Raw genomic sequence first — 25,677 nt, 5'->3', positions numbered from 1 at the left:
TTTTATAATTCGGGCTTACTTTGCAAATAATTTAAAATCTGATCCACGAATTTTATAACGTCCAAATGGACTAAGGCATTTCAAATATCCATTTCGGCACCATCGCCTCACTGTTTCTTCGTGGACTCCTATTAGCCTAGCGATATTAATGGTGCTAAGAATAGCATCATCGTCTATTGCGTGGATGACGGGAAATCGTTCAATTTCATCATAGTTGTCTTCATCAAGATGTAGGTGCTGCATAGTGAATTTAGACTCCTTTCAAGGTTGTAATAATATTCTTCTTAGCAGTAATTAGGTTATTTCGCTTAGTAATCCATTGCATTTCAGACATATACTTTGGTTTCTGTTGGATTTGTATCAATTCGCTTTCAATATTCAATAATTGCTCCTGAAGTTGTTTTCTTTTTGGATTTTTATCATCTAAATTATCTGTAAATGATTCTACTTCAAGAACCATATCTCCTAGCCTATATCCTCTTTCAACTTCCCATTCTTTTAACTTTTCAAGATTCCAAGGAAAATTAATAGTTGCATCGAGTACCTGATAATATTGCTCTTTCGTAATCTCAGAAGTATAATATTCTTCTCCGACTGATAGAGATGGTTTATGCCGTAATTGATGATCTGCAGCTGTTTTTTTTGCCAAATTATTTAATGAAATATCATTATTGATAAAGGTACGCATAATAATATTATTTAGAGAATGTCTTGATGCTTTAAAGATAAAATCTTGCTTTCTTACATCATCCAGAAAATCAAGGCGATTTCTTAACCTATTAATAAAGCTGAAAGTAATTGGTTTTCTGTGTCTATACTCTGGTAAAGCATAGTCAGGTCTAAATAAGAATCCTTTACCTTTTGGGGAGTTCTCGTCTTGTTTACGGTAAATATAAGATAAATATAAGTTTAGCTGTGTTACAGTACCTTGTGGTATAGGTGTATGGTAGTCTGGATGAGAAGGACTATTTTCTTGCTTGGTCATAAAAGCTGGTAACCTTAATACTCCCCAACCATCTTCATCCGTTTCAAGATAACCATTGGTGTTCAGTTGAAAATATTCTATTTTTACTTTGTGAAGCTCTTCAGGACGAATACCAGTTGTACATGAAAGTTGCCACATTGTCGCATGTTTTAACGGATCTCTTGCACGAACATCTTCAAGAAGATACTGTTTAATTAGAACCATTTGTTCTCTGGTTAAGAATGTCTTGGTTCTAATATTCATATCACCTTTATTAAGGTCACTTTCTTTTCTTGGGAATTGTTCCAGAAACTTAAATATACGTCTTTTTATGCGAGTGAATTCTCTAAAATCCTCATTGTCATCCAATGCATCTTCTTCTAAAGTATCTAAAAGATAGTAATAAAATGGTCTTAGTTGCTGAAAGTAATTTATCAATGTTGTTCCCTTACGCTTGGTAGATAGTGAAGAATAATCATCCTTTGAGACATTATAGATATCGAATACATCAGGATTAAAACTATCAGGTGGCTGAATTCGTTGAAAAGGATTTCTATGAAAATCTGTCTCTATTCCACATCGTCCAGCAATGATAAGAATAAAAGCAGAACTGATAATACGTTTTATCGACTCAAGTGTTTCTTCTTTATTGGCAATTTGCTGAGTAGAACGATAACCATTGTAAACTACAACTCCACCGTTTGCCCTAAATTTAAGATATTTAGAGATGATTTGTTGCTGATGGTTATTTAATAAATCATAAGCATTCTGCAGACTGGCTCCTTTGAATTCTGCGAAGTTCTCCTTAACCTGTTTTTTTATTAGAGGGAGTAGGTCTATTATTTCTCTTTCATCATATAAACTCGTCCCTACTAGATGAGGTGGTTGGGGAAGCAGTCCCAATCGTTGATAGTACCTTAAAGACGATAGGGAAGTTAAATTGGAATTTTTCCCTATCTGTTCCAATGTGTTATAGCGATTTTCGAGAATAGCTGAGCGATAAAAGAAATAATTCATCTTGATATCAAGTAAATCTTTCGGAGGTGGAGCGCACTTGGGAACTTTTACATATTTACCTTCCCATATTCCTTCTCGTATCTGTTCAATTAATTCACGAAATGATAAATTTAACATACTTGCTACATGATATGCGGCTATATATTCAGAACTATTATTGTAATAGTGATACGCCTCATTATGTTTTGAATAATATTCTTGAATGAGTGGGATTGATTCTGGCTGTACAAACCAGTTTGCCCCATCTTTAACAAGATATTGTTCAAAAAGTGCTTGTTGAATCAGATAATTGAAACATTTCCCTGAAATTCCGCTTAACTTAGCAGCTTGGTTTCGCGTTAGTAAAGTTAAGTTTTCCATTTTTATTTTTCCTTTCTATTATATTTTATCAATCTATCCATTTTGGGATAGAAACATACATACACACAAAACGCACATTCTATAACAAAATAGGATGTCGAAATGATGGTTCTTAGGAGTTACTATGTTGCAGAATGTGAGCAAGGTGTGTTTCACCAAACTTATTCATTTGATGTTTTTAAACATTATAGCTACATAATTGCTGCTTTCGAACAACCTAGAGAAATAGACCGAAAAGTTTTCTGGAATTTTCTTTAATCGAAAAAGTTTATTTTATAAACTAACTAATAGTAAATTAATCTAGTTAAAAACTGAAAGGAGTAAACTAAATTGAGAGACCGTAGAAGAATTCGAAGAATCACTGCCTTGCTACAAAAGGTTTGGGAACAACAGCCCGACGTTCGGTTTAACCAATTGATTTCTAATTTGCAGTCCCAGTATTCGCATCAGAATAATAATTACGGAAAAAAAGTAATTGATTCTAATAGAGGTAATTATATAGATTTATTTTTTCTAGAAGATGATAAGTGGGAAATATTCCTTGAAGATTATTGGAGAGAAATTGAGGAGGAACTGAAAAAAGAAGAAACAAAAATTACTGATGAAGTTATTACTGAAGTAATTAATCTGTTTCTTGAAGCAGGCATTAAACAGGAAAACTTAGACGATAAAGTTTCTACTAACATTAGAAGATTTTATGTAGTTGAGAGTAGATGGTTAACTACGGAGGCCATAACTGACCTGATTAAAAATTTCTCAAAAGAGGACAGATTACAATTATTTTATAAAATAAATCAAGGTCTGTGATAAGTGAAAACTTAACACAGACCCAAAAAAAGGTTATACTCCAAATTTATCTCATATGAAATTTACCACTGACTTTCATTTTGGACAAATCAAGAAATGTTCCTGTTTCTTTGATAAATAGTAAATCAACTGGACCGACTGGACCATTTCGTTGCTTTGCTATATTAATTTCGATTAAATTCTCTTGTTCACTGTTGTTGTTATAGTAATCATCACGGTGTAGCAAAAGGATTACATCAGCGTCTTGTTCAATGCTCCCTGAATCCCGTAAGTCGCTCATATAAGGACGTTTGTCCGCTCGTTGTTCAACATTTCGATTAAGCTGACTTAATAGAATGATAGGTACATTAAGTTCTTTTGCAATTAGTTTTAATTCGCGTGTGATCGCAGCTATTTTAAGGTCATGTCTATCATAGTTATTATCAGACTTTATTAGTTGTAAATAATCAATAATGACTAAAAAATGCTTTTTATTTGAATTTCGTAACTCTCTTCGTATGGATAAGCTAATATCGAAGGTTGTTTGCCCCGGATAATCATCTATCACTAAATCCCACTTATCAACAATTCCCGTAGCATATGCAGCGCGTTTCATTTCGTCTTCAGTCAATAGTTTTTCGCTATGTCGTAAAAACATAGAATTTATATTGGACACTGAACTTAGCATTCTGTAAAGCAACTGTTTCTGAGGCATTTCAAACGAAAAGAAGATAACTTTGGTGTCCTTTTTGCAAGCATTCATAGCAAAGTTTAAGGCAAGTGCCGTTTTTCCTACAGATGGTCGAGCGGCAAGTATTATAAGATCTCCAGATTGAAACCCGTCAGTCATTAAATTTAAATCTAGAAAACCTGTATCGATGCCACTTAGTCCTTCTTTTTTAGTTGAGATTTCTTCATAAATATCCATCAGAACATCTTTTTTTGAGACTTTTGATAGATTTCGGCCTTCATCGGTCAACTCATTTAATAGTTTCAAAGTGTGATTTAGGCTTTCTTCACTTGGGGTAATTTCAAAGGATTTACAGATTTGTAATGCCTTTCTAATTTTAAACGCTTTTTTAACGAGACTTTGATAGAAGTTAAATGGTTCCGTACTAGGAACAGAATCAGTTAGTTGCAGGAGGTAGCTTGCAGCACCGATTTGCTCGATTGTAAAATCATCTAATTTCGTAATAATAGAAACGTAATCAATGGGTTCTCCTTTCGCATCTATTTCTCTCATCGTTCTAAAAATGATTTGATGTTTCTGTAAATAAAATTCCTCTGCACTCAAGGTAGATTCTTTAATTAATTCAGACTTTTGTAAGATGCAGCCTAACACCACTTGTTCTGCTTCGATATTATATAGTTCACGTTGGTTATTCTGCATTTAAGATTTGTTTCCTTTCTACTAGGTGCTTTAGGAAAACGTTTTGAGTCTTTTCTTGAACGGCAATTTGACTTATTGTCGGAGGAAAAGAGCTTGTTCGGATATGGTTGTTTAGTTTTTTTTCGACAGCTTCATATGGCATATCAACTAAATGAATAATCCAAAGGTCCAATTTTTCTTGATTCATATCAAAGCTAGGATAAGCAATTGTAATGCTCCGGATAATTGTAATGGCTTGATTTCTAGTCATTTAAATCCTCCATTCTATTCAAATTATTGTTTAGTAAACTATCAAGAACGGTCAGATTGGATTGTTTTTTACTAGATGAAAATAACTTCTTATCATTATTTTCATTCTTTTCATTATTGTTTGTGGACAATTCATGGATAGATTCGGGACTATTGCTGGACAACGGATGGCCATTTCTTTGGTACAAAATCCAGTTTACAATAGTGATGATGCTATATTTATTAGTCGATTTAATTGAAACAAATCCTTGTGTTTCTAGTACTTTTAACCATCGCCAAAGTGTCTTCCCGGAGACTTGAAACTTCGTTTGAAGTTCTTTATTATAATCCTCTTCAATTGAATGGCGACCAGTAATAAACTGTCCGGGGGATAAAACAATTACTTGGTTTTCAATTAAGAACTCTTTCTGTTGATGAGATGCTTTTAATAAACACAAAAGCCACAGACGGAGTTTTTGTGGATCCTGCCAAATGTGGTTATGTGTAATTTTACGGTAAAGTTTGATATATCCTTCTTTCATTTTAGATAGTCCTCCCTATATGAAAAGTTTTAATAATGATGGCCAACTCGGAGAACATAATATCTTCAATTTTTTATATTTCTAGGAGCTAGTGTGTTTTTTAAAAAAAATTTTGAGTTTATTCGTTTTAAAAGTTTCGAAGGAGATTATAAAAATACTTTTACGTGAGACTAGACTCTCATGAAATGAGGGTGTAAAGTATCCATCTTTTTAAAAGAAATAGTAGATAGGGTTAATGGAGTAAGTATGTTGTTCCAATTAGGGGTGAGATGAATTGGAGGATATGAAGTTGGTTGTCTTTACTAAGTCATTATCTAATAGCGATTTCGTTCCCTATTTAAACTAATATGGGTAGATTACAAACACAAATAAATTTAAAATAAATTGAATCCTTGTTTTTTGTTAAAACAAGGATTCATAGAGTTTCATTGAGGTTACTTAAACTGTTTGCGAATTTGCGCAAGGGTTGAAGGTGTTGCATTATTCCCATAAATTATTATGTATTTATTTTTATATATCTTGTTCTTACGTTTAGGTACCGTGTATACAGCATGAGAAGGGACAATTCCTGAGTTTATTGCTGCACGGGTGTTGGGGAAGCTCATTATAAAGCTGTCTTTAGAATAAATTCTTATTTCCTCTTCTATGTGTTCTTTGCATTCTTTAAATTTTTTACTCTGTTCTCTTGCTATATCCAAAATAGCATTTATCTTTTTGATGTTATACTCGCTATCAGGAATGATAATTAAATCACGTGAAGGAATATAGTATTTCTTGGATTTCAAGGCATAACTTGTAGTGAATATTTTATGGTGATGATATAGTTCGTATTGACTTTTAGCTATTCCTAGTGATTCCCCTTCAAGATTTAATAAATGATAACGTTCTTTTTGAACCCGATTTTTTATAATCGAATTTAAAAGTTCATCGTTAAATTCATCTTCGTAAATAAATATATATTTTTCTTTATAAATGGTATTTTTCATTAAACAGCGACTAATGTTGCTTACGTGAATTCTAAAAAAACGGGCGCATTCATTAATTACTATCCAACGAGAGCCTATTTGTTTTCCATCAATGTCAAATGAATAAAAAGGCCTTTGGTTTGCCAGCTCCATCTTGCACTTTAGCAATTCAGGGTGAAATTCATCATCGTAGATAAAAATATAACTACCACTATAGGAAGACTTATGATACAAACATTTATAAATTGGGGCATTATGGACGAGATTAAGCTGCTTTATACAATCTCCCATGCTCGTAAAGGTTTTAATTTTTTCTCCGGTCTTAATGTTATATGCACTAAAGGCTCTAAAGCGCTTTTTATGCTTTGCTACTAGTAAAGGAAGATATGTTTGTTCAAAGGCATATCGGTTATTTACCTTTGTAAACGCGAAATGGTCTCCAACTATTCCTTTTTTTCCTGCTAATGCATAATAAATATATTGCGCTCTAACGTTTTTGGGTAACGCAGCAGCGCATTCTGTTGCGCTTTTCCACAATTGAACCCTTTCCTCTGGGTCATTCTTTCGTAAGTCATAGCAATAAAAATCATTATCGGATTTCAAAGATTTAGGAGCGTAATTCTTCCAAATCTGAAATTCTTCATCTAATACATCTTTATGGTTTATAACAACCTCTCTATAAGTTACTCCGTATACAATTCCATGAATACAACCTAAACTGCACTTCATTAAATCCGCAATATCCTTATAAGTTAAAGAGGTATCTCTAATTAATAGTCTAACTTGCTTTGCTTGATAGTTTGTTAACTGGGCAGATGGTGAAAGTTCACCTCTTGGAACACCACCACTATTTCCGTAACCACCTAATGTTCCATTAAAGCCTCTTGAGTCTTTAAAATGTTCATAACTACGATATTTTAATATGTAGAATTTTTCTTTTTCATCAAGCTCTTCTTGGGAATTTACTGAACAAAGTATGTTAACTTTTAAATAACATCCAGCAGTATCTAGATCTTTAATCTCGTTATCATTACTCCAGATAATTTTCTTCTCTTTGTCTCTTATACCATATTTTCTAATTTCTCTTGCAACTCTATAATTGTTTTCAAAATTGCCATTACTATCTAACTTCCAAGCTCTATTAATGTGTCCATCATTTATTCTTGTCTTCAATGGTTGAGTTGTTTGTCCTACATAATAATAGTCTTTTTCATGTGGCTTAATAAATGTAAGAAGATAAACGAGTCCATGTGCCTTCATAGGTTTTTATACACCTTTTTCATAATGTGTTTTTGTTATATTATCAACAAAATTGTTTGTAGAAAGTTATATCAATATTCAGGTAAGATTTACCATAATATTTTTAGGGCTAACGACTTTAGTAAGTAAGGGTACATTAAGGAAATACATTTACAATAGTGGAAGGTACAAATAATTAAGCTGTGAATCTACAGATTCCTGCTGTTCTAGTTTCAAACTTGAAGAATTATTATTATTTTAGGTAAAAGGAACTATTATATTTAATTTACAAGCATTGATAAATTAATTTGGGTACTACGTTTAAGTTGGCTTAATGGAACTCTTTTGGGTTGATTGCGATATAGTTATTAAAGTTTTCTTGGTTATTTTGATGTATAATTAATATTGGAAATATCATGGAAATGGAAACGTTAGTTGGGGAGTATTTCCTAATTTATATAATTAATTTATCTGTAGATGATGTAGAAGACAGGGGGCTTTATTTTTATGGCTATAAAGAAACAGGTTAAAGAAAAAAGTATGGAGGAAACATTATGGGATTCTGCCAATAAATTACGCGGATCCGTTGAGGCTTCAGAATATAAACACGTTGTTTTAGGGTTAATCTTTTTGAAATTTGCTAGTGATAAATTTGAAGAGCGAAAAGCGGAGTTAATAGATGAGGGTAAAGAAAAATATGTTGATATGGTTGAGTTTTACACCATGAAAAATGTATTTTATCTGCCTGAAATTTCCCGATGGAGTTACTTAGTAGAGAACGCAAAACAAGAAGATATTGCATTAAAAATTGATACAGCACTTTTTACAGTTGAGAAAAATAACCCATCGCTAAAAGGTGCTTTACCTGATAATTATTATTCTCGTTTAAATTTTGATGTAAATAAATTAGCATCCTTAATAGATACGATTAATAACATCAATACGCTTAAAGACAAGCAACAAGATATTGTAGGTCGGATTTATGAATACTTCCTTAGTAAATTCGCATTAGCAGAAGGAAAAGGTAAAGGAGAATTCTACACTCCGAAAAGTATTGTAAATCTTATTGCAGAAATGCTTGAACCATATAAAGGTAAAATTTATGACCCTGCTTGTGGTTCAGGCGGTATGTTTGTTCAATCAGTAAAGTTTATTGAATCACATCAGGGAAATAAGAAAGATATATCGATTTACGGACAGGAATACACAACTACAACCTACAAACTGGCAAAGATGAACCTAGCTATAAGAGGAATATCGGCTAATCTTGGAGAGACAGCTGCTGATACTTTCTTTAATGACCAACATAAAGATTTGAAGGCGGATTTTATAATGGCTAACCCTCCGTTTAATCAGAAACAATGGAGAGCTGAGAATGAATTAACTGATGATCCGCGTTGGGCAGGTTACGAAGTACCACCTAGAGGCAATGCTAACTATGCTTGGATTCTAAATATTGTATCAAAACTATCTGAGAATGGTGTAGCCGGCTTTTTATTGGCGAATGGCGCATTAAGTGGTGGTGGCGATGAATATAAAATACGAAAAAAACTGATTGAAAATGATTTAGTCGAGTCTATCATTGTATTACCGCAAAATATGTTTTATACAACTAATATAAGTGTTACCCTTTGGGTACTCAATAAAAACAAAAAGGCTCGTACTATCGATCAAAATGGAAATTTAAAAAAGTATCGTAACAGAGAAAATGAAGTATTATTTATGGATTTACGAGAGATGGGTATTCCTTTTGAAAAAAAGTATACGCAGTTTTCAGAAAATGATATTGCAAAGGTTACGAACACATACCATAACTGGCAACAAACTGATTACGAAATTAAATATCAAAACATCCCGGAATTTTGTTATAGTGCAACATTTGAAGAAATTGCAAAAAAGGATTTCTTGCTAGTACCTAGTAATTACATCGAGTTTGCAAATCGTGATGAAGATATTGATTTCAATGAAAAAATGAGATTGTTACAAAGTGAAATTACTGACTTACTTAAAGCTGAAGAAGATTCTAAAAAGGATTTATTAAATGTTTTTAAGGAGTTAGGTTATGAAATCGAATTATAAGAGAATTGGGGATTGCATTAGGTTAGTTGACGAAAGGAATGTTAATCTTGATGTAACAACCCTTTTAGGACTAAGTATTACAAAAGAATTCATCCCATCTGTTGCGAATATTGTTGGAACAGATTTAAAAAACTATAAAATTATAAGAAAAAACCAATTCGCTTGTAGCACTATGCAGGTAAGGCGAGACAAGAAAATGCCAGTTGCTTTGTTAAAGGATTTTGATGAAGCAATCATATCTGCAGCCTACCCTGTTTTTGAAGTGGTAGATACAGATGCAGTATCACCAGAGTATTTAATGATGTGGTTTAGTAGGAGTGAGTTTGATAGGGAAGCATGCTTTTATGCTATTGGTGGTGTTAGAGGAAGCATAGAATGGGAAGATTTTTGTGATATGAAACTTCCTGTTCCCCCTATTAAAAGGCAAAAGGATATAGTAAGAGAATATAAAATATTACTTGATAGAATAAAATTGAACAAGAGCATACATCAGAAATTGTCAGAAACAGCGAAATCTATTTATAATGAATGGTTTGTTAATTATGAATTTCCAGATGAAGAAGGAAATCCCTATAAATCTTGTGGTGGTGAAATGAAAAATAGTGATTTAGGAGAAATCCCTAAGTCGTGGAATATTGGAAGTTTATTCGATTTATTAGAACTTCAAAGAGGTTTTGACTTGCCAACACAGGACAGGAAAAATGGAGGGTATCCAATTTTCGCTTCAACAGGGATAGCTGGAAGGCATAATGATTATAAAGTAAAAGGGCCCGGAATTGTTACAGGACGGAGTGGTTCACTAGGAGAAGTTTTTTATGTCGATGAAGATTTTTGGCCCCTTAACACTACATTGTGGGTAAAGTCTTTTAAACACGCCACTCCAATATTCTCGTATTATGTTCTTAGTTCAATAAATATTATGGATTATAACAGTGGTTCTGCTGTTCCAACACTTAATAGAAATCATATTCACTTACATCCTGTTATAGTTCCAGACATAAATACAATCAATAAGTTTGAATCAATAGTAAAAGGCCTATTTTCTTACCAGAAGCTAATTACACAGGAAGAGAAAGCTTTGGATAAATTAAGAAATATATTACTTTCAAAACTCTCAGTTAATCCCCTAGATGTGGAGGAATAGCCTATGAATTTCACTGAAGAAACCCTAGAGCAAGCTGTAATCGAGCTTTTTGAAACTGAAGATTATCAACATAAGAATGGAAACCAAATTCATAAGGAAATACATGATGTACTACTAGGTGATGATTTAAAAGCATTCTTACTCAATCGTTATTCGAATGAAGAAATTACACTTAATGAGGTAGATAGTATAATCCGGCAAATGGAAGTGCTACCTGCATCGACTTTGTACGAAAGTAATAAAGCCATTATCAAAATGATTTCTGATGGATTTATTCTTAAACGAGAGGACCGTAGCAAAAAAGATTTATTTATTCAATTAATAGACTTTGATCCAGATAATATTGGCAACAACTTATTTAGAATAGTGAACCAATTAGAAATACAAGGGTATGAAAAACGTATCCCTGATGTAATTGTTTACGTTAACGGTTTACCTTTAGTAGTAATAGAGTTCAAGAGTGCTGTTAAAGAAAATACGACAATAAAGGATGCCTATACTCAGCTTACTGTTCGTTACCAGAGGGATATCCCTGAGCTTTTTAAGTATAATGCATTTTGTGTTATTAGTGATGGAGTAAATAATAAAGCTGGTTCGTTATTTGCTCCCTATGATTTCTTTTATGCATGGCGAAAAATTGAAGGTAATGAATCGTTTGAAAAAGATGGAATTGATTCACTTTATTCAATGGTGAAGGGTTTATTTAACCAAAAACGTTTCCTAGAAGTGGTACGTCACTTCATCTATTTCCCTGATACAAGCAGCAAAAAGGAAAAAATTGTGCCTCGATATCCACAATATTATGCGGCAACAAAATTATTAAAAAGCATTAAAAGAAATATGCGGCCGGAAGGTTCAGGTAAAGGTGGTACGTATTTTGGAGCGACAGGCTCTGGTAAAAGTTATACCATGCTTTATCTTACAAGACTTTTAATGAGAGATAAAGATCTACAAAGCCCTACTGTTGTCTTGATATCGGATAGAACTGATTTAGATGATCAACTTGCGGGACAATTTACAAATGCTAAGTATTTTATTGGTGATGATCAAGTCATAAGTGTAGAAAGTCGGGAATATTTAAAGGCTTACCTACAAAATAGAAAAAGTGGTGGCGTATTTTTAACTACTATTCAGAAGTTTAATGAAGATGTTGATTTGCTAACTGATAGAAACAATGTTATTTGTATTTCGGACGAAGCCCATCGTTCACAAACAAATCTTGACCAAAAAATAAAAATTACTAAAGATGGTGTCGAGAAAAAATATGGTTTTGCCAAGCATTTACACAATTCTCTGCCTAATGCAACTTATGTTGGTTTTACTGGAACACCGGTGGATGCAACCATAGATGTATTTGGGGAAGTAGAAGATGCTTACACAATGATCGAGGCTGTATACGATGAAATAACTGTACGGATTGTTTATGAGGGAAGAGCTGCTAAAGTAAATCTAAATGATTCAAAATTACATGAAATCGAAGAGTACTATAAAGTATGTGAAACCGCCGGGGCTAATGAATATCAGATTGATGAAAGTAAAAGAGCAGTAACGCAAATCGAGGTTATTCTTGGTGATCCTAAACGGTTAAAATTAGTGGCTGAAGATTTTGTAGAGCATTATGAAAAGAGAATTGAAGAAGGCGCAACGGTAAAGGGTAAGGCAATGTTTGTCGCTGCCAACCGACATATTGCCTATGACTTGTATAAGGAAATTATTGCACTACGACCAGAGTGGGCAGAAGTTAGAATCTGTGACGAAGGTGTAGAGCTTTCTGATAAAGAAAAAAAAGAAATTAAACCAATGGAAAAAATTAAAATGGTCATGACTCGTAATAAAGATGACAGTAAAGAACTGTATGACCTGTTAGGTACGAAAGAATATCGTAAGGAGCTAGATAGGCAATTTAAAAATGAAAAATCAAACTTCAAAATAGCCATCGTTGTTGATATGTGGCTAACAGGATTTGATGTACCATCACTTGATACCATATATATTGATAAACCAATTCAGCAGCATACCCTGATTCAGACTATTTCACGTGTAAACAGAGTTTATGAAGGTAAAGAAACTGGATTAGTTGTCGATTATTTTGGAATAAAGAGCAATTTAAACGTAGCGATGAAAAAATATGGTGTTGTAGAGGGAGAAAATTTCGATGGTATCGATAAGGCAGTCGTTATTGTAAAGGATCAGCTAGATTTATTAGCAAAAATCTTTTATAAATTTGATAATACTGCATATTTTCAAGGAACCCCATTGCAACAGTTACAGTGCTTGAATCAAGCAGCGGAATTTGTGCAACAAACGGAGCAGTTAGAAAAACGTTTTATGGCAATAACCAAGAAACTTCGCTCTGCCTACAATTTATGTGTGTCTAGTGAAAATATAAGCCAAATGGAAAGAGATTATATTCACTATTTTCTAGCTATAAGGTCTATCATTCATAAGCTAACCAAAGGTGATGCTCCGGACACTGCTCAAATGAATGAAAAAGTAAGGCAGATGATGGAGGAAGCGTTAATAAGTGAAGGGGTAGAAGAAGTATTCAAACTTGATAAAAATGATCCGAAAAATAATGCGGACTTATTTAGTGATGAATACTTAGCTAAGATCAATAAAATCAAACTACCAAACACTAAGATTAAGCTTCTACAAAAACTATTGTCAAAAGCAATTGAGGAATTTAAGAAAACCAATAAAATTCAGGGTGTCGACTTTTCAAAGAGATTTAAAAAATTGGTTGAGCAATATAATGAAAGAAAAGATTTCCAAGCTTTGCAAAGTGATGTTTTGGATGATGTTGCAGAACAATTTGCTGATTTGTTCGCAGAACTAATGAAAGAGCGGGATTCTTTCAAGGATTTAGGAATTGATTATGAGGAAAAGGCCTTCTACGATATTCTCAAAGCAATTTCTGAGAAACATGAATTTGAATACCCACACGACAAACTTATTAAACTATCACAAGAAATAAAGACAATCATCGCAGATAAAGCTAGATATACAGACTGGTCAAGTCGAGATGATATTAAGGCAGAGCTAAAAGTTGATCTTATATTAACGCTTGCTGAAAACGATTACCCTCCTGTTCCTAAAGACGAGATTTTTAAAGAGATATTTGAGCAGGCAGAGAACTTTAAGAAGTATAGGGAGTAACCATAGACATACCCGCTATATTTACAAAATTAAAAGAAGAGATGCTTGTGCATCTCTTCCCTGTCTGACATACAAGTTGCACTAACAACTTATTTTAAGTATGGACAGAAATAAACCAAAGTATAAGGTGTTTAAGGGGGAAAGTATGGATAGAAAAAGTTTGATTGAATTTTATAAAGAAACGGATTATAAGTCTAAAAGTTTATCTATAAGAGGAATACCTCCTAGACCTAGCGAGTGGAATGTTCCCCTTTTTATTAAAAAAGTATATCCTGAAAACATAGACCTATTTAAAAATTCTATTAATAATAATCAGGTTGAAGTTGAATTAGAACAGGAAGATTTAGAATATTTTAAGGCGTTATTGTTACATGAATCGTTATTTAACTTTTACAAGGCTTTTTATAATTACTTATGTGCATTAAAGCTTTATGACGGCGGATTACAGCATTGGATTGAAATTACTGCGTATTATTCAAAATTCTATTTAGCCAATAGCATTATTGCTTTAACGGGAAAATCAAGATATATAGTTACCGGGAGTAGCAAAAATTTCGTTGAAGATATCTATAAGCTAGTAAATAATAATGGTTATCAAAATAATATAAGGAAGAATGGTAGTTTTGTGGCTAGTTATGCTAGGTACGGCATAGAAATCAATATCAATCCATCTTTAAAGGAAGGTAAGCTGATAATTACTAAAGATTTAGGTAGCGGTGGTTCACATGGTTATGTTTGGAATAAGTATTCGGCTTTAAATACAAAAGAATTCGGTATTACGGAATTGACCCATAGCTACCCGCAGCACCTTACCGAAGAAAGAAATCTTGAGAATTATTCTTTTGAAGGTTATAGACAATTGGACTTTAATTTGGATTTGGATAATTTTAAGAGTTACTTCCAAAGAGAATATATCAAAAATCAATCAAATCTAATTTATACTAGTGAAACAGCTATAATACTTGGAGTAATTGGTGAATTGTTTAATTTATTTGAGGAATTAAAGGTACATGACTTACCAATTGAAAAAGAAAAGTTAATACATATGTGCAAATACACATTAGTTGAATCTGAACAATCCAAGAAATTGTCAGATTTAATTAGATCCGGTTTTCCAACTAAGAATAAATATTTAGACGAGTATCATTGGTATGAATCAAATTAGAATCTTTTGCGTAGATAAGCAGAAAACAAATGGTGATATAAATGAAACTTTTATTATGCCTTGAGTGTAACGATATATTTAGCCTCAACCTAAAAATGAAAAAATGTAGCTGTAGTAAGACAAAGGGGCAATACATAGACCATCTTAATGCAATTTATGAGGGAGATAGTGCTATGCCTATTGGTGTTAGTAATCCAAGTTTAAGAGAAGCTATCATTAACCAGCCAGAAGAAGGAGCGGGTAAAGAGTTTACTTCATTTACAATACCAAGAAATTGTCCAACATTTATCAAAAAAGGATAGTAAATGTGGGAGCTATTGATGGTTCCTTTCCTTTGCAAATTTTAAAATAGTAAAATTATCCTGCTAGACTTTAATTGCTTTCCCATCCCCCAGATTAGGGAAAGGTACTTAATTCTATTTAAATTATAAAGCTTGTTATTGTCATTCTGAGGGGAAGGAAGACTACTTCATGCGACATTAAAAAGTTAGAGTTTATAAATGTCAGAGACATATGGAAGAGTGAGCCAAGGCACTTTACAAAATGGCTTGCAGAGAATATTGATTTTTTGAATGATAAACTAGATATTACATTAAATGTTATTGAAACTGAAAAACAAATAGGTTCATTCAATGTTGATATTTATTGTGAGGATGAACAAGGAAATAGCGCTATTATTGAAAATCAGCTTGAAAAAACAGATCACACACATCTTGGACAAATTCTTACTTATACAGTGGGTACTGCTGCCAAAACTGTTATTTGGATTAGCCCGGAACCAAGGGTAGAACATATAGAGGTTTTTGAATGGTTAAATGAAGTAACCCCTGTGGATAGTAGTTGGTTTTTATACAAAATTGAGGTTTTGAAAGTTAATGATACTACTGTTTCACCGTTGTTTACAAAAGTGGTAGGCCCTAGTCAAGAGGTGAAAAATTTAGGAAGCGAGAAAAAACGGATTGCAGAAAGGCATCAAAAACGTCGTAAATTTTGGGAAGCCCTGTTAGAAAAGCTTAATGAGAAAACAAATATTTATAGTAATGTGAACCCAACAGATGATAACTGGTTGAATGCTGGAACTGGTGTGGGTGGGGTTTATTATTCAATAATTGTTAGGAAAGAAAGTTCTTCTATACAATTAGTAATTGATAAGTCTAACATTGAACTCAATAAAAAAATCTTTGAGTATCTTTTTGAATTTCGTGAAGAGATAGAAAAAGAGTTTGGTGAAAAAATAATATGGCGAAAAATGGAGCAAAAAAAGTCAAGTAGGATACAAGTAGATATAAATGATTGTTCATTAGATACAGAAACATGGGAGAATGGGTTAGACCAAATAACCAATAAATTTATAATATGGGATAATGTTTTTAGTCCATTTATTAAGAAGATTTCCACCCAGATATGGGAATAAAATGACCTAGATATATATTTAGCATTATGATTCCAGTAATACTATATAAGCAAAGGAAGTCCTGTTTTCTGTCATTGTTATTGACAGGCAACAGGACTTCTTTAATTATTTGGTTAAAATAAAAAGGTAATTTTCGGGAAAGTCTATATATGGAAACTAATCTTTACACCAGCATCTTTAATGTTAAAAACTGACTTTCCTTTATTTGAATATGGATTTGGAAGCCAATAGATTTCTGGATTTTCAAATACATTCGTAATGAAAACAATCATGTACTCAATATTCTTCTTTTTAGAGTCTTTGAAGGCTTTTTGAGTTTCTGAAGTACCCATATTAAAAGAGAAGTCGTTACCTATCGTTGCTTTTACTTCAATATGGTATGTCTTATTATTCTGTTTTAATTCAAAATCATAGCCTAATGAATCACTTACCAAATTATCAGAGTAAATAGATAGGCTATTTTCTGATTTCCACCACTCCGGTCTGAAGCCTTTGTTATTTTTCTTTAGATGGTTATAAATGATTAATTCTCCAGCAAGCCCAATAACATTCTCAATGTGTCTACTTAGTCTTTTGGTTTTCCCTTTTCTAATACTACCCCCAAGTTTGGTTTGAGGTTTAACAGTTTTCTTAGAAACTTCTTTAAGTGATAGTGGGTTACCTACCGACCCATTGATATTAATTTGTTCGAAATCAAAACTACTAATAACGTCATTTAACTTGTCAATGTTACTTTCATCGGTATCGAAGTATTGGCCGTTAATCTTAACGAGTCTTTTTTCTTTACGCTTTTTCTCTTTTTCTTTTTCAATAATATCGTCTATCGTTGCTACATTTGCCTCTTCATCATTAAGGTAGTTTAATAGGTCATGATAGGTTGTAATGTTGCCGATTAGTTCTTTTAATTCTTGAAAGGCATTTAAAAACTTTTCGCCTTCAAAAATGTAAGCATAAGCTTCGTCATTTCCCCAATTTCTAATTTCTAAAATTTCTTTATCCCTATTGCTCTTTATGTGATCCAAAAATGTTTGTTCTGTCTGCAACCAATATGATGGTATGTCTACTTGCCTTTTTTGACATAGTGCGATGGTTGCTCTTTGGATTTGATTTAAACAATCTTTTATTAATAAATTATTGTGTCTTGAGATTTCTAGACTAGGAGTTAAATCAATATTCTCTTCTAAAATGAACTCATTGAGAGTATCTTTGTTTGACAATTCTAACTGGAATTCTAAATCTTGTTCTTTTAGGAACTCCCATAAACTCTCTAAGAAAATATTATCATTAATGTCCCACCACAGATATTTCCATTCTAATGGCATAAGCCAATTAGCATAAGCTGTTTTTACATCAATGTAGTTTTTTAAGGAAATTGATTGTTTATTTACTTTGTCTCGAATGATTCCATACACAATTGTTTCATAAATATCCTTGAAGTTTAAGAAGAGGTTTGTTAATTCCTCATTATATATTTTAAGAGGATTTTTATGTGTCAATTCAATAGCGTAGTTCCACGCCTTTAAAGATATATTGTATGCCTCATATAGTTTATATCCCATTTCTTTTAGATTTTGAGATTCTTTGGAGAACCTAATTAGCTCATCTAAAGCAAGAGGGTCAGGAATAAATTTACTAAAATGTTGCTTTAATGTGATTTCACTGTCAATGATTGGGAAATTAATAACCCTAATATCATGATTATCTTTTAAAGCAATAATGGCTGGAGTAATTAACTCAATTACCCATTGGAGGTTATCATTCACCAGTCGTTTAATTGTTTCAAAATTTTCCTGAGTGATTTTTATATGTTCTAAGGATGAAATAATCGCTAATTCCTCTGGTTCGACATCAAAGTCGGTAACCAACTTTGACAAAGCAAACTTTAGAGGTAACTCAATAGGTGCAATTTCCAAATACTCACGAATTGAAGTTGCAAACTCTTCAAGTGAAATAGATTCTTTACAGGAAATAAAAAATGTTTTTGTCTCTTTACATACTGCAACGTTTTCAGTTCTTTGCTCGATAATCTCTCCATCCTTAGATTCAAGTGAAACAATTAAATCTTTACACTCATACCATTTAGCACTTTTAATAAGTGAAATAAGCTCGTTAAAACGATTGCCACCAATAGATAGATTACTATCTTCACGGTAAGAAGCTATTGTCATTATATAAGGTAACAACCAACTTCGTTTGCCATCTAAAATACTAGTTTCAAGACTTTCAATTTGTAAAGGTGACCATTTAATTCCGTCTACATAAAAAGATTGCTCTAAATCAGACAATCTTGTTAATCGCTCACCAAATACATCTCTTAATAACGGAACATATCTTCTACCCGCATCTATCAAAAGTATTTCGAGAGAAGGGTTACTTTGTAATTGTATAAATAACTTTTTATGGTCAGGTACATAAATTGGTGTCTGCTTATCTTCAATATCTAAGGTTTGTAAGTAACCTCCTTTTGTTATTACTAATGATTTAGGTTTATATATATTATTAGGGTCATAATCATCATCTTCGTAATACTTAACAACCTTTTCCCAAGCAAAGCGATAGTGATGTTTGAAGTAGTTTGTTAATTCACTAGCAACCATTCCATCCTTAAATATGTTTGCTAAATGGTCAAGAAGCTTTCCTCCCTCTGATAGCGAAGATACTTCAAAGTTACCAAGTCCAATTTCCTGAAGATCGTTAAGAGAATTCTCATTTTCCAAAAGCTTTGCAAAATCATATTCAATATGTGGAATGAAAGCATAAGTGTATGCAGCACTTCTTAGGCTAACTGAAGGAATATACCATACTTCTTTTGGTGAATTATATGAAACCTTACGATTAATGTAATATGGTATCCAAGGAATTTCTTGTAACGATAGTTTAATAAGAGAAGGTATGTCCTTCCACCAAAACGTCCCTTCGGGTTTTCTAATTCTACAAGTTTGCCAATCAGACCATTTAGGAATAGATACAAAAATTAATTTTGCAAATAAGCTTTTTCCTTCATCTGTTAAATCATGATATCTATCAAAACCTTCAACTGTTAGTAAATTTACAACTTCATATTGAAAATTGCTAACATATTCACCTCTAAGCCCGTCAAAATAGTTTCGATAAACCTCAATTTGTTCAGGGATAAGGTTTCCAATAATATTAGTTGGAAAATTAAAGGAGCGGTTTCCGCCATTTATAGTTAATTTTCCATCAGGGACAGCAGGTACTAGATGCAGATGATCTACAACACCACAGAAATGTAGAAATTCAGCGACTTTATCAATTCCATATGCTTGTATTCTATTATCAAGGTCATTAAAGTCTATAATTAGTTTCTTATAACCATTGATAATGGGACCATTTTTTGGATTATTAAAAAATTCTGTTATGAGCTGGCCATGATTTACAAAGGACGACTTATCCCATGTCATAGAAAAATATGCTTGATCTGCCTTCCGCCACCCATCCCTACAGGGTACATATATATCTTTAAAATTCTCTCTAAGTGATTCGGGTTTATTTCTTGCACCGTAATATAGAGAAATTGACCATTCGAGTAATTGATACAGTTCATTTGACTTCTCGGAATGCAGAGGAATAGACGTGCTAGGCATTTCTGGCAGTATTACTTTTTCAATAATATTTTCGGTGCTAAATTCTTCAATGATATTTCGTAAATAGTTATAGAATTTACTTCTTACTCTTCTACTATTCTCCGTAGTGTACAATTGAATATTAGTATTTAAATAGGCTATTTTACTTGATAAAAAATTCGGTACATCAAGAGTAGAGATGTTCAAATCTTCGTCTTTGACTCCTTCAACTTTTGACTGTGCAGGTGGAAAAAATACATATGTCTCTGTTTCATTGTTAGGAACAGCATGAATCTGTTCATCCTGTCCTAAAATAATATATTTTTCTACTAACTCATTAGCATTGTTAACTAAAGAAGGCAATTCTTCATAAAATAATTGCCATTGATCAATGGGAGCCTTATTAGTATGGAGATATTGAGCCATTCTCTCTACCCAATTGGCCTTATCAGTATCATTGGGTTCCATATGATAATTCCAGAGCGTAGCAAGCTTATTAATAGAACTAATGCGATCCACTGAAAGACTCGAAATAAATTTAATAGAAAGTCTCTTAATTAGATTCTCTTTCGAAAATATATTGTAATTCCAGTCTGAATTAATTAAATAAACCTTCGTCAAAGGTCCAAGTAATAACTCTTCATTATTACTTTTATAAGGCAAGATATTCCACTCAGGGAAATTGAGATTATTTTCACTAAGTATATTTTTAAATGATTCAAATAATATTGATGTCATGTCACTAAAATTATTACTAAAGCTTAATAAATCAATAATAATATTCTCACAATTCTTAGGCTTAGTTTGAATAATGTATTTAATTGAATCGAACAGTAGTTGTGCAGTTTCTTCTATATACAATTTATTAAGAGGTAAAGAAAAGTCAATATCCTTTCTATTCATCTGACCAAAGAAAGGAGCGTTTATATGGAACCCTAATCCACTATGCTGTTTAGTTGGTAAGAAAATAAACATTTTACCTTTTTGTTGATTGTTAGTTATCGGTACTGCGATATCTATTCTTGCTTCACTCACGCTCTCCCACTTTCCGTTTAGTTGCTTGGAAGCATTTAAAATCTTTTGTTTCTTTGACTTATCATTTTCTCCGCCGATGCTTTTTGAAAATACTACAAAATTATAATGGCGATTAGTAAAAAGGTCATTTATTTCTTTATTTTTTATTTTGATTTCATGATGATTTGTAACTAAATTAGTTTGGATTAAATGTCGTGACAAATCATCCTCTTTATTATTACCAATATGAACAATTGCAAGTTCTGATAAGTGATCTAGAAAAATTATAGAGTCTAAAGATAATTCCTTTAGAGCATTCTTTGTATTTAGAAGCGCATCTGGTTCATTTAATTCTAACTTTATAACCGAAACGAACCCCTCTTTACCTAGCTGATATAATATTTCATCGTGTTGTTCATCAATAGGGAATGGTAATTGATATGGTGATAATTTGTTAACAGTAGTTTCTATAAATTTTTCGGGTGTTTCTGACTGATTCATAAGTTTTGTCTTAAAGGCATTAAGAGTAATAGAATCCCATTCAACCAATGGAAGGTTTACTTGGCAAAGATTATAAAAAGATGGAATTTCAGTCCCTTCAAGTAAATCCACTATAATATGCGATAAATTTTTAACTTTCTTTGGATTAAATTCAAAGCAATAGCCAGAAAAACTATTTTCTAGCCACTTTCCGGAATATATTTTAGGTGAATTACTGACTTGTAAGACACTTTTAAAACCGATTCCTTTATTACCTATCGTTTCTTTTGGGTCTTTATTACTTAAAGCAAGGCTGGAAATGGCTTCAAAGTTACTATGAGAGAAAGGTAATCCTGTGTTTGCAAAATATAACGTCGAGGGCCCATCATCTTTTTCATCCAATATGATTTTTACTTTTCCAGTGTCAGAACTAGTATCTAATGAAATCGCATCGTATGCATTTTGTAAGAGTTCAATAATAAATCTATTTGAATAATCATGAGTCATTTGCTCAGTTAGATTAAACATACTCTCATAGTTGCGTGTTCCATTTAGAAGCTCAGAAAGAAATGTTCTTATTTCATTTATGGTCTTTTGGGCAATTATTTTTTTCTTAGCATTAAGAACTGTTTCCATTAGAATCTCCTTTTTTAACATTTGGTAATTTAATTTTACCATTTTTTAGAAAGAAGTAACCGTCAAGATTCAAAACCAAATAGTAATTTTTAACCATGAGTAAGTATATAGAAGGCTCTTATATTAGATGAGAAGTAATATGTGTAGAAGGATAAAAGTGGTATTATTATAGGTAGTAGGAAAATATGGGAATTCAATAATATTAGGGCGAAGTGATACTATGGAAGCAACAATTAATCTATTTAATGCTAAATCCTTTAAAGATGAAAATATTGAAATTCATATAATTGATGTTGAAGACTATACAGGGGAATTCCTAGGATATATCAATAATCACTTTGTAACAATATGTGAAGGTGATAGTGGAAATGATATAGAGACTGTTAAGCAGAGGGCTAGGCAGTTTTTTGAGAGCAAATCTGAAAATACAAAAATGGGTGGAGTTGCTGAGTTTTTTGTTCATTTATATTTAATGCATCAAGGGTTTAAACAAGAATGTACTTTCTTTAACTTAGAAGAAGGATCAATTAAAAAAGGGTTTGATGGTTATTATTCTAAGGACAAGACAGAGTGGATTATGGAGAGTAAATCTGGTAAGAAAGACAGCAAAGGTAGCACACATTGGAACAAAGTAAAAATAGCTTATGATGACTTAACTGATAAATTCAGCGGGAATGTAAAGAATAACCCGTGGCAAAATGCCTACAATCATGCCTCAAATATCGATGTTGGGACAAGCAAGAATATTAGAAATAATATTAAAGAATTATCAAAAAATTTTACTAATAAAATTTTTTCTTCTATTAAAGACTATAACATTATACCTGCATCTACCATTTTCCTTAACGAACAATGGGAGAATTATGATGTAGATGAACTGAAAACAAATATAGAAGAGGTTATTTCTAATTTTGAGTATAAGGGAATTATTGTAATTTGTGTTACAAAAAAATCAATCGAATTATTTTTGGATTTTTTAGAATCCTGAAGAGAGGAAAGTTATGAATAGTACTGAGAAGACAATTCTAACAAATATAAATAAGATAGAGGAATTTGGGGAGATTATCAAAAAGCTAACAATAAATGAGGAACTAACCAGTGAAGAGAAAAGTTATATTCTTGGATGCGCAATCTTATTTATGAAGCATTATGAACTAGATCGACGTTATACGAGTTACTTGGATATTGCTTATTATATTATATTAAAATATTCAATCACTTATGAAGATTATTTACCCCTATATGATTTTTCTATAAACTTTGGTTTTTATCCTATTGCAAAAGATATTATTAGTTATAATTTGCTTAAAGAAGAATTAAGTCTAAATGATAGTTTAATGGAATTGAAGATTGAAAGTTATAAAAACCAAAATTACATTGAGACTTATCAACAGAAAAAGGTTAGAAACAGTTTGTTAAATGATAATTCTCAAGAAGTTAGTTATATTGCCCCAACTTCTTTTGGGAAAAGTTCCCTTGTATTAGACCACATTATACAAAATGAATCAAAAAACAAAATTGGAATAATAGTTCCAACTAAATCTCTATTAGTACAAACATATAGAAATGTGCGACAAGCTACCATTAATAGAAGAATAATTATTCATGATGAAATGTATCAAGGTGATGAAACATTTATAGCTATTTTCACTCAGGAAAGAGCTTTAAGATTATTAGACAAACATGATGTAAGTTTTGATTTATTGTACATTGATGAAGCCCATAACCTATTCGGTAAAGATCCAAGAAGTATTTTATTATCTAGATTAATAAGACGAAATAGAAAGCTTAATCCTAATCAAGAAGTAGTTTATTTATCACCTCTGATATCTGAAAGTCATAACCTAAAGCTAGACAAACAACAAGAGATTAGTGAACAAAAAATATCAAATAATCTAAAGGAACCTGAAATATTTGAATATAGATCATCTATTGAAACTCTTCAATACAACCGCTTTGTAAATGAGTTTTATAAACTTGATTTTAATGGAGATATGTATTCATATATTACCCACCATAAAGGACAGAAGAATTTTATTTACATTCGGTCTCCAAAGAAGATTGAAATGTTTGTTAAAAATTTTATTAATAGATTAAATGTAGTATATGATTCAGATTCGAGCATTCAAAAACTTAAAGAAGATTTGAGAAATTTTGTACATGAGGATTTTTATATGATTAATTTGCTTACAAAGGGTGTAGTATATCTCCATGGAAAATTGCCAGATATTGTTAAAGAATATCTAGAGTTTAAATTCAAGGATATTTCTAATTTAAGATACGTAGTTGCAAATTCAGTTATTCTAGAAGGTGTAAATTTACCCATTGATACCTTATTCATCTTAAATACACACAGCATGAATGGGAAGACTCTTACAAATTTAATTGGAAGGGTTAACAGGCTTAATAATATTTTTAATGGTTATTCAAACCAATTGCATAAGTTACTTCCACAAGTTCACTTCGTAAACAATGATATTTATAATCGAGCGAATGGGAAAATGGAAAATAAAATTAAAACACTTAGAAGTAATATATTTGAAGATAGAATTGAAAATCCAACATTAGAGTCTTTTAACTTAGATGATTTAAAAATTGACAAGAATAATAAACAGGCAGCAGAAGAAAAGTTTAGATTAATTAAAGAGAATGAAGACTTATTAATGACAACTGGAGACGATAAAAACGGTGAATTGAAGAGATATCTAATTAATTCTGGTTTAGAAAGTGTATATGATATTACAATTTCACAATTTTTAACAAAATTAAATAATCAGATAGAGACAGCTGCCAAGGGAAATATTGAAAATTGGTCGGAATTAGGTATTATAGACAAAATATACACTGTGTTTATAAAGGATGTTAAGGACTATATTCAGGATTTTGAATTTTTACGCTTAACTAACGAACATGCAAGAAACTACTATAAGATGTACCTTCAAGTTAATCGAACCAATTCATTAAAGGAAAATATAACCTTAACCTTTCATTACTTTAAAAAGCGAGTGAGGGAAGGTAATAGTCTTTTTTACATGGGTGCTTCTTATGGAGAAGTAAAAAGGGAAACTGGGAATTACGCTGAGAACAATAAGGAAGTCTATGTAGATTTATCTAGCAAATCTGATTCAGAAATAATTAATCTAGCAATTATTAAACTGAAAATAGAGGATGACTTTGTAAATTATCATCTAAATAAACTAATTGTTGCACTTTATGATTTTTCACTAATAACCCAAGATGAATATCACCTTGCTGTTTACGGGACTAACGATGAAAAGAAAATAAATTTAATCAAAACAGGATTGTCTTTGAGTCTTATTACTAAGCTTCAAAAAGATAATCAACTAAATAACATTTCTTTAGATAGCAATAACAACTTAATGACTAATTCAGCTTTTGAAATCTATAAGAAATCGATGCAAGGGTTTTATAGATTTGAGCTTGATAAATTTTTATAAACAAATTGTTAGTGGTTGATGAATTTAAGCAAAAAAAACAAAGATTTCACCGATGT

At 31.8% G+C, this 25,677-nt stretch carries 16 protein-coding genes; 9 read left to right on the top strand and 7 right to left on the bottom strand.

Annotated features, from left to right (window positions below; all coding sequences use genetic code 11):
• Positions 1–15 precede the first annotated feature (15 nt).
• Both COJ96_RS24205 and COJ96_RS24200 read right to left on the bottom strand, forming a co-directional pair.
• Positions 16–243 carry a helix-turn-helix domain-containing protein gene (locus tag COJ96_RS24205; protein ID WP_098576362.1) on the bottom strand — a complete coding sequence of 76 codons (228 nt, stop codon included), beginning with the start codon at positions 241–243 and terminating at the stop codon, positions 16–18.
• A 7-nt stretch (positions 244–250) separates the two neighbouring features.
• The gene (locus COJ96_RS24200) at positions 251–2,341 is read right to left on the bottom strand and encodes a hypothetical protein (protein WP_098576361.1); all 2,091 of its coding nucleotides are present in this window, start codon (positions 2,339–2,341) and stop codon (positions 251–253) included.
• 330 nt (positions 2,342–2,671) lie between these two features.
• On the opposite strand from COJ96_RS24200, the gene COJ96_RS28885 reads away from it, so the two are divergent.
• Entirely contained in the window at positions 2,672–3,148 is a 477-nt protein-coding gene (locus tag COJ96_RS28885; protein ID WP_180230239.1) for a hypothetical protein, read from the top strand.
• 46 nt (positions 3,149–3,194) lie between these two features.
• Here COJ96_RS28885 and dnaB read toward each other — a convergent pair whose 3' ends face one another.
• The 4 genes from dnaB to COJ96_RS24175 all read right to left on the bottom strand — a co-directional run bounded on the left by dnaB (position 3,195) and on the right by COJ96_RS24175 (position 7,512).
• Positions 3,195–4,517, bottom strand: coding sequence for a replicative DNA helicase (gene dnaB, locus COJ96_RS24190; RefSeq protein WP_098576360.1), 1,323 nt, complete (start codon positions 4,515–4,517; stop codon positions 3,195–3,197).
• Entirely contained in the window at positions 4,507–4,767 is a 261-nt protein-coding gene (locus tag COJ96_RS24185; RefSeq protein ID WP_098576359.1) for a replicative helicase loader/inhibitor, read from the bottom strand. Before COJ96_RS24185 ends, dnaB begins: the two co-directional genes overlap by 11 nt.
• Positions 4,760–5,287 (bottom strand): hypothetical protein, encoded by a 528-nt coding sequence (locus COJ96_RS24180; protein ID WP_098576358.1) that lies wholly within the window; start codon positions 5,285–5,287, stop codon positions 4,760–4,762. The genes COJ96_RS24185 and COJ96_RS24180 overlap by 8 nt, the downstream gene beginning before the upstream one ends.
• A 434-nt stretch (positions 5,288–5,721) precedes the next feature.
• Positions 5,722–7,512: a hypothetical protein gene (locus tag COJ96_RS24175; protein ID WP_098576357.1), complete on the bottom strand. Its 1,791-nt coding sequence runs from the start codon at positions 7,510–7,512 to the stop codon at positions 5,722–5,724.
• Between the two features lie 486 nt (positions 7,513–7,998).
• Between COJ96_RS24175 and COJ96_RS24170 the strand changes: the two genes are divergently transcribed.
• From COJ96_RS24170 to COJ96_RS24145, 6 genes are all read left to right on the top strand, one after another.
• Positions 7,999–9,570 carry a type I restriction-modification system subunit M gene (locus COJ96_RS24170; protein ID WP_098576356.1) on the top strand — a complete coding sequence of 524 codons (1,572 nt, stop codon included), beginning with the start codon at positions 7,999–8,001 and terminating at the stop codon, positions 9,568–9,570.
• Positions 9,554–10,714: a restriction endonuclease subunit S gene (locus COJ96_RS24165; RefSeq protein WP_098576355.1), complete on the top strand. Its 1,161-nt coding sequence runs from the start codon at positions 9,554–9,556 to the stop codon at positions 10,712–10,714. The genes COJ96_RS24170 and COJ96_RS24165 overlap by 17 nt, the downstream gene beginning before the upstream one ends.
• Positions 10,715–10,717: 3 nt before the next feature.
• Positions 10,718–13,870, top strand: coding sequence for a type I restriction endonuclease subunit R (locus tag COJ96_RS24160; RefSeq protein ID WP_098576354.1), 3,153 nt, complete (start codon positions 10,718–10,720; stop codon positions 13,868–13,870).
• Positions 13,871–14,015: 145 nt separating this feature from the next.
• Entirely contained in the window at positions 14,016–15,035 is a 1,020-nt protein-coding gene (locus tag COJ96_RS24155; RefSeq protein WP_098576353.1) for a hypothetical protein, read from the top strand.
• Between the two features lie 41 nt (positions 15,036–15,076).
• On the top strand, positions 15,077–15,337 hold the full coding sequence (locus COJ96_RS24150) for a hypothetical protein (RefSeq protein ID WP_098576352.1): 261 nt from the start codon (positions 15,077–15,079) through the stop codon (positions 15,335–15,337).
• A gap of 266 nt (positions 15,338–15,603) precedes the next feature.
• The gene (locus tag COJ96_RS24145) at positions 15,604–16,449 is read left to right on the top strand and encodes a DUF4268 domain-containing protein (protein WP_180230238.1); all 846 of its coding nucleotides are present in this window, start codon (positions 15,604–15,606) and stop codon (positions 16,447–16,449) included.
• A gap of 143 nt (positions 16,450–16,592) precedes the next feature.
• On the opposite strand, the gene COJ96_RS24140 is transcribed toward COJ96_RS24145, so the two are convergent.
• Entirely contained in the window at positions 16,593–22,163 is a 5,571-nt protein-coding gene (locus COJ96_RS24140; RefSeq protein ID WP_180230237.1) for a sacsin N-terminal ATP-binding-like domain-containing protein, read from the bottom strand.
• A gap of 220 nt (positions 22,164–22,383) precedes the next feature.
• Between COJ96_RS24140 and COJ96_RS24135 the strand changes: the two genes are divergently transcribed.
• Positions 22,384–23,151 (top strand): hypothetical protein, encoded by a 768-nt coding sequence (locus tag COJ96_RS24135; protein WP_098576349.1) that lies wholly within the window; start codon positions 22,384–22,386, stop codon positions 23,149–23,151.
• A gap of 13 nt (positions 23,152–23,164) precedes the next feature.
• Entirely contained in the window at positions 23,165–25,621 is a 2,457-nt protein-coding gene (locus COJ96_RS24130) for a DEAD/DEAH box helicase (RefSeq protein WP_098576348.1), read from the top strand.
• The last annotated feature ends 56 nt before the right edge of the window (positions 25,622–25,677 follow it).

Origin of the sequence: Bacillus sp. AFS073361 (assembly GCF_002567005.1) — a bacterium.
In the GTDB taxonomy this organism is placed as follows: Bacteria; Bacillota; Bacilli; order Bacillales; family Cytobacillaceae; genus Neobacillus.
This window is presented reverse-complemented; position numbering and strand designations above follow the sequence as displayed.